General features: G+C 57.9%; 8 protein-coding genes. 6 read left to right on the forward strand and 2 right to left on the reverse strand.

What is annotated here, in order from left to right; translation table 11 throughout:
• From AC2TDJ_RS21080 to AC2TDJ_RS21105, 6 genes are all read left to right on the forward strand, one after another.
• On the forward strand, positions 1-496 hold a 496-nt coding region (locus AC2TDJ_RS21080), incomplete at its 5' end, for an FCD domain-containing protein (RefSeq protein ID WP_480844645.1).
• Positions 497-619: 123 nt separating this feature from the next.
• The gene (locus AC2TDJ_RS21085; RefSeq protein ID WP_480844646.1) at positions 620-1,576 is read left to right on the forward strand and encodes a Bug family tripartite tricarboxylate transporter substrate binding protein; all 957 of its coding nucleotides are present in this window, start codon (positions 620-622) and stop codon (positions 1,574-1,576) included.
• Between the two features lie 63 nt (positions 1,577-1,639).
• A complete protein-coding gene (locus AC2TDJ_RS21090) occupies positions 1,640-2,101 on the forward strand; it encodes a tripartite tricarboxylate transporter TctB family protein (protein WP_480844647.1) in 462 nt (153 codons plus the stop codon).
• A 12-nt stretch (positions 2,102-2,113) separates the two neighbouring features.
• Complete coding sequence (locus AC2TDJ_RS21095) at positions 2,114-3,622, forward strand: tripartite tricarboxylate transporter permease (protein WP_480844648.1); 1,509 nt, start codon at positions 2,114-2,116, stop codon at positions 3,620-3,622.
• Positions 3,619-4,683: an AbrB family transcriptional regulator gene (locus AC2TDJ_RS21100; protein ID WP_480844649.1), complete on the forward strand. Its 1,065-nt coding sequence runs from the start codon at positions 3,619-3,621 to the stop codon at positions 4,681-4,683. Before AC2TDJ_RS21095 ends, AC2TDJ_RS21100 begins: the two co-directional genes overlap by 4 nt.
• Positions 4,684-4,688: 5 nt before the next feature.
• Entirely contained in the window at positions 4,689-6,125 is a 1,437-nt protein-coding gene (locus tag AC2TDJ_RS21105) for an MmgE/PrpD family protein (RefSeq protein ID WP_480844650.1), read from the forward strand.
• Here the strand turns inward: AC2TDJ_RS21105 and AC2TDJ_RS21110 are convergent, their stop codons facing one another.
• Together AC2TDJ_RS21110 and AC2TDJ_RS21115 are read right to left on the reverse strand one after the other, a co-directional pair.
• Positions 6,126-6,467 (reverse strand): glutathione binding-like protein, encoded by a 342-nt coding sequence (locus AC2TDJ_RS21110; protein ID WP_480844651.1) that lies wholly within the window; start codon positions 6,465-6,467, stop codon positions 6,126-6,128.
• A 6-nt stretch (positions 6,468-6,473) separates the two neighbouring features.
• Positions 6,474-6,770, reverse strand: coding sequence for a glutathione S-transferase N-terminal domain-containing protein (locus AC2TDJ_RS21115; RefSeq protein WP_480844652.1), 297 nt, complete (start codon positions 6,768-6,770; stop codon positions 6,474-6,476).
• Positions 6,771-6,963: the final 193 nt, after the last annotated feature.

Consider the following 6,963-nt stretch of genomic DNA (forward strand, 5'->3'; position numbering starts at 1 on the left):
AGCATGCCGAAGCCTCGAACAAGCCGGACTTCTGACCAGCATGGTGAACCGGGGTATGTATGTGCGTGAAGTTTCACTGGATGAAGCAAGAGATTTGTATGAGCTGCGAGGTGCCATCGCGGGGCTTGCAGGAGAATTGATAGTCAAGCGCGCTGATGATGCTGAAATTGCAGAACTAAGTGGTCTCGTAGATCAGATGCAGGCGGCAGCGGACAAGAGTAACACAGCGGATTACTACAAACTGAATTTGCAATTTCATGATGCTTTGGTTCTGGCAGCCCGAAACACGGCGCTTGAAGATACCTATCGAAAAATCGTCAATCAGCTTCACTTGCTGCGGAGGCGTGGGCTTGTCCAGGAAGGAAATCTTCAGGTTTCAAATTCGGAACACAAAAAAATAGTTGAAGCCCTTATCAAGCGCGATGCTTCTGCGGCAAGCAAGGCGCTACGCGACCACGTTTCCAACGGGCTGACACGCCTGATCGCATCTCTTTAGAGCCATCTGAACGTGGTCGGGTGACTTTCAAAATTGAAAACTGTTGACAGTTTACAGTCGGCAATGATACCAGTCAAATTCAACGGCCGTATCTGGCTGGGCGAAAATCTATGGGAGGACACCATGAAAACACTTTCGCGTATCGCTGCTGGTGCGATGATCGTCGCGGCGTTTGCCACGTCATCGGCGGCAGAAGAATACCCATCGCAGCCGATCGAGGTTGTTACCCACGCATCTGCAGGTGGCGGCACTGACACGACCGCGCGGACGATGCTGATCCGGGCACGCAAGGAACTTGGCGTGGATGCCTTTGTGCAGATCAAAAAGGGGGGCGGGGGTGCTGTGGCTATGAGCTATGCCTCGGGCAAACCAGCTGATGGTCACACCTTGATGGCGATTACCCCCACACATCTGATCACCATGGCCCGGGGCCGCGCGCCGATTGGCATAGACGACATTAAAGGGGTTGCCCGTTCAACTGATGACCCGATTATTATTGTTGTCAACAAGGAGTCCGGAATCGAGAGCCTTGAGCAGTTGATTGAGGCATCAAAATCAGCTCCGATTAAATGGGGCGGCACGCAGGCCGGTGGCATCGACCATATCGCCGCGATGACCTTTGCGAACAAATCCGGTGCCAAGGTAGCATACGTGCCTTTCGATGGCGGCGGTGCGATAATCACCAACCTGATGGGCAAGAACATTCAGGCGGCGGGTCTGAACTACGGCGAAGCGGTCGACGGAATTGAGTCTGGAGACTTCGTGCCGCTGGCGATCATGGCGCAGGAGCGTCTGGGTGTTCTGCCGGATACCCCTACGCTAAACGAATTGGGGATTGATGGTGTCAATTTTTCGACCGTGCGCGGCATCATTGTAATGGCGGACACTCCTGAGGATCGTGTGGCGCTGCTGGAAGAAAAGCTGATCAAAGGCATGGGGCATGGCACGTATCAGGCGTACCTCGAGGGTATTGGCCTGGATGCAGGCTCGGTTGCAGGCTCCGAGGTCTGGGACGCTCAGATCCGCGAGATGTACGACAACATCTACGCGACCCTCGAAGAGCTGGGCCTGCGCAAGTAAGGCCACCTCCCGACCGTCCGCCGTTATCGCGGGCGGTCACTCGTTTCAGTGGAAGGAAACCCCATGAAACTCTCTCGCGACCTTGTCGCAGGCGGGCTGATCCTTGTCCTGTCGGCAATACTCTGGTGGGTCACGACGACCTTTGACTCGGACCCGCTTGGCATGGCGCAGGGCATGCCCGCAACGCATATGCCGCGTCTGATCCTCGGTGTGATCGCCGGACTTACCGTCATCATGATCCTGCAGAGCCTTGCAAGCGGCGGCGACGCCCTGGGCGGAGTGCCCCCTTGGCAGATGCCTGCAACTGCAGCGGTGCTAGGGTTGGCGGCCTTTCTTTTTCCAGTTCTTGGCGTGCCGCTGGTGTTCTTCTGCATTTGCCTGGCTTTGCCGGCGATGTGGGGCGCGCGGAACTATGGCACGATAGTTGCCTTTGCCATTGGTGTGCCGGTCGCAATCTACGTGGTCTTCAAAATGCTGCTGGGACTCCGCTTGCCTATGGGCCCGCTCGCGGCGCTTGGCCTCTGAAGGGAGGGAAACATGGACGTTCTTGGCGGACTTCTTGAAATTATTCAGCCCACGACCCTGCTGTTGATTATGGTGGGAACTATCGTAGGCGTTCTGGTCGGCGCGCTTCCCGGCTTGTCGAGCTCAATGGCGGTTGCGTTATTGCTGCCTTTCACCATCTATCTGGAACCGATCCCCGCAATTGCGATGCTTGCAGCGCTTTATTGCGCTGGCACGTTTGGCGGCAGCATCACTGCGATCCTCATCAATGCGCCGGGCGCGCCACCTGCGGCGGCGACCGCGTTCGACGGGTATCCGTTGGCCAAGAAGGGCGAGGCAGGCAAAGCCCTCGGCATGGCTGCGGTTGCAAGCGTCGCGGGCGGTATTTTTTCTCTGATCGTTTTGATCCTGGCCGCGCCCGCACTGGCAACGATTGCTTATAGGTTTGGTCCGCCGGAGTATTTTGCGCTGACCGTATTTGGCTTGTCGATGCTGGCGTCGATCAGCGGTAAGTCCGCGGTAAAAAACCTGATCGGCGGTGCCTTTGGCGTTCTGCTGGCCACCGTTGGCGTGGACCTGACCACCGGCGTCGAGCGGTTCACTTTCGGTGTGCCCCAGCTTTACGAAGGCATCAGCTTTATCCCTGTATTGATTGGCCTTTTTGCCATGGCTGAATTGCTGGATCAGGCCGGGCAAAAAGACACGCCGTTGGAACGGTTCAGCATGTCGGCGCTGAATCTTCCGACAATCGATGACTTCAAACGTGTTTGGAAGACGATCCTGCGCAGCTCGGGTCTGGGGACGTTCGTGGGCATCCTGCCGGCCGAAGGTTCAACCGTTGCTGCGATGATGGGCTATAACGAGGCCAAGCGCTGGTCGAAGAACAAGGACAATTTCGGCAAGGGTGAGATCGAAGGCGTCGCCGGGCCGGAGGCCGCGAATAATGCGGCAACCGGTGGAGCGATGGTTCCGACGCTGGCGCTCGGGATTCCGGGCTCGGCAACGGCCGCCGTCATTCTGGGCGGCCTGCAGATCCACGGCCTGCGCCCCGGTCCGTACCTGTTCGAGAACCAGCCCAATCTGCTTTATGCGATCTTCTTTGCGATGCTGATCGCGAACTTTGTGTTCCTTGGGTTCGGTCTGATCGGCGCCAAGCATTTCTCGCGCATTTCGCTGATCCCGCGTCAGTTCCTCTGGCCGACAGTGTTCTGCCTATGTGTGGTTGGTGCCTATGGAGTCGGGCAGTCCATGAGTGATGTCTACATCATGCTGGTCGCCGGTCTGGTCGGTTACTTCCTGAACCGCGCCGGGTTCTCGCCCGCTCCGATCATCATGGGGCTTGTGCTGGGGCATCTGGTCGAGAACTCTCTGGCCCAGTCCATGATCCTGTTCGATCAGGACATGAGTCAGTTCCTGACGCGCCCGATTGCGCTGTTCTTCTTTGCTCTGGCAATCCTCAGCATCGCATCGTCGCCACTCAGCAACTGGCTGAAAGGTCGTCGTCGCGCTGATGCACCCGTGTACAGGGACCTGAACGAGTGACCTTAAACGATCTCGGCATAACCAAGGGCTTTCTACTGGCCCTTTTGCCTGCCGCGCTCGGGGGCAGCCTGTGGGAAGCTCTTGGCCTCCCGCTCGGCTGGCTGATGGGCGCGGCGGTAGTGACCGGTTGCTTTGCCATGTGCAATGTCGAGGTCGTAGTTCCAAAACCGCTCTATAGCGTATCGCTGGCGGCTCTGGGGGCTGGCGTCGGGCTGTCCATCACGCCAGATGTTGCAGCCGCTCTGCTGGTCTGGGCACCTGTGATGGTTGTCGCCGGTTGCTTGGGTGTTGGAGCCGCAGTGCTTATGACACCGCTTCTTGCCCGCTTTGGACGCATGGAACGCAGCACGGCGTTTTTCTCGCTACTACCCGGTGGCGTCATTGAAATGGCGAACGTCGGTGAAGGCCACGGTGCAGACAGAACGATTGTCGCCGCGTTGCATGCTGTGCGCGTGGCGCTGGTTGTCGGCCTTTTGCCCTTGGTACTATACGCGTTCTTTCCTGCATCCGGCGACCCTGTGCAGGATGTGGCACTGCTGAGCTGGACCCATCTGGCCATGGTCATCCTTGTCGGCGTCGCTGGCGGGTGGGCCGCTGTCCTATTGGGGCTGCCTGCCGCATGGCTGCTAGGTGCGCTGATCGCGGTTGGTATGCTGTCTTCCTTGGGCTTCTCAAGCGGTCGCATGCCAGCGTCCCTGATGGCCGGAGTGCAGGTTCTGGTCGGCATTTCGCTGGGTGCCAGGTTCCGGCGGGATCGTTTGTCTTCGATCCCGAGGGCGCTCAGCACAGGATTGCCCGTTCTTGTTGTGATCATGACGGCAATGGCGGCCGCTGCCGGTTTGGCAAGTTTGGTCATGCCCATCAGCCTGCCAACTCTCGTTCTCTGTTTCTCCATAGGCGGAATGGCCGAAATGGTTCTGACCTCAAAGGTTCTGGGTCAAAACGTTGCCCTTGTCGCCGCATTCCAAGCGGTTCGTGCCGTCTTGGTCAACGCCTGCGCCGGTGTTGTCTGGCGCAATCTTGTTTCCCAATCCGACACTTCCATCACCCCGAAAGGATGACACCCATGTCAGCTGTGCAGAACGCATTTGCGGAAATGCCGCAGGATACCAACATCACGGCCGAAGCAGCAGAGTTTGTAGAGAAAATCCGTTTCGAAGACATCCCCGAAGAGGCCTTGCGCATTGGTACGCGTTGTATCGTGGATGGTGTTGGCCTTTATGTTGCCGGCTCCGAAGAACACACAATCGATATTCTCGTAGACGAGGCTCTGGATTTTGGCGGGCGCGAGGATGCCCTGCTGCTCGGACGCAATACCAAGGTTCCCGCCCCAATGGCGGCGCGCGTTTTGGGAACTGCAGGCCACGCCCATGACTGGGATGACAGTCAAGTCAGCATCGACCCGGCCCATATCTATGGCCTGCTCACACATCCAACTATTCCACCACTGACATCGGCTATTGTCATGTCTCAGAAGCTGGGCAACGTGTCAGGCAAGGAATTCATGCTGGCGTTTCTGACCGGCTTCGAGGTGGAGTGCAAAATCTCGGAATGGATGCTGCCGCAACATTACATGCAAGGTATGCATTCCAGTGGAACCGTCGGGCATTTCGGAGCCTATGCGACAGCCGCGAAACTATTGGGGCTTGAAGGCGACGCACTGCGCAACGGGTTCGGAATTGCTGCCAGCTTTGCCGCTGGCATCCGCTGCAATTTCGGCACAATGACAAAACCCCTGCATGTGGGGCGCGCTGCCGAAAACGGGATCACTGCAGCCCTATTGGCTGCGCGCGGCTACACAGCCGATCCGCAGGCTCTGGATGGTCCATGGGGGTTCATGGCTGTACAAGGCGGTGGTGCTAGCCCGGAAAAAATCTCGCAGGGCTTTGGCAGAACCTGGACTATCGTTGACCCCGGCGTATCGATCAAACCCTACCCATGCGGGGTGCTGACTCACCCGACAATTGACTTGATGCTGCGCCTTGTCACGGACGCGGACATCAAGTCCGGGGAAATCGACACTGTGTCGGTCTACGCGGGCACCAATATTCTCAAACCCATCCGCTATCCCATTGCGTCAAATCACTTGCAGGCGAAATTCTCATTACCTGCAGCGCTGTCGATGATCGCTCTGGCCCGCAAGGCCGGCAAGATCGAGTTCTCGGACGCCTTTGTCGGCTCCGCCCCGATGCAAGAGATGCAGCGGCGGGTGCGGACCGAGTTGGACCCCGAGATCGAAGCACAGGGTTTCGACAAAATGCGCTCTCGCATCACGATAAGGCTGAAAGACGGGCGCGAGATTGCTGGCTGGGCGGACGAGCGCTATCGCGGCGGGCCAGAGAACCCGCTGACCGATGCAGAAGTCGAAGCCAAAGCGCGGTCGTGCTGTGCGGGTGTCCTGACCGAAGCTGAACAAGATCGCCTGCTGCGCGCGGCCTGGAGCGTTCTCGATTTGGATAAGGCCGGAGAAACGCTGGCCACAGCGATGACATCCAACGGCTGATCAGGCGCCTGCGGCGCGCAACGAGTCATAAGAAACCATCACGTGCTCGGCATAGGCCGGGCGCGTGCTCAGCCGGTCGAAATACCCACGCAAAGCCGGTAAATCCGGTCGTTCAAACGGAACCGTGAAGTACCGGAACAACTGCGTGCCGAATGAAATGTCGGCAAGGGACATTTGCGGTCCAGCCAAGCACCCGTGGCGCTGGATCTGGGCCTTGGCAATCGGCATCAGCGCTTGCAACTCCTCGACGCCCTCGGAAAGGCGCTGCCTGTCGCGCTCCGCCTGACTGGTGCGCACAAGTTGCCAAAAGACCTTGTAGATCAGGGCGGGCGCAACATTCACTTTGGCCTATTCCATCCATTGATCAACCGGTGCGCGGTCGGCGGGATCCGAGGGCCAAAGGCCCGTTGCCCGATACTGTGCTGCAAGATAGCGCAATATGGCCTGACTCTCGAACAGGGTGACGTGTTCGTCTTCGATCACCGGCGCTCGTCCCATCGGGTTCTTCATCAGGAACGGAGGCTCCCGATTGCCCCCAAAAGCGCCACCCACGTCGTGCCTTGTGAATTCTACGCCCAGTTCCGAGACCAACCACATCTCGGCCTGTACATTGCTGGAGGTTGGCCTGCCGTAGATAGTAAACATCTTATTCTCTCATCTCGATGAAGTCGCGTTTAGAAACTGCGTGTTGCGATAAAGACAGGCCTATGAAGTTGCACCAAAGCGCAGCAAAACCTGTTTAGCGGTCAACAACGGCCGACTACCGCATATGGATTGACGCTAGGATCTGTTGCAAACTTTTGGCTGTTGACGATGTCAGATGCCGCGGGTGAATGAC

The sequence above is a fragment of the Ruegeria sp. HKCCD6647-2 genome (assembly GCF_057221075.1).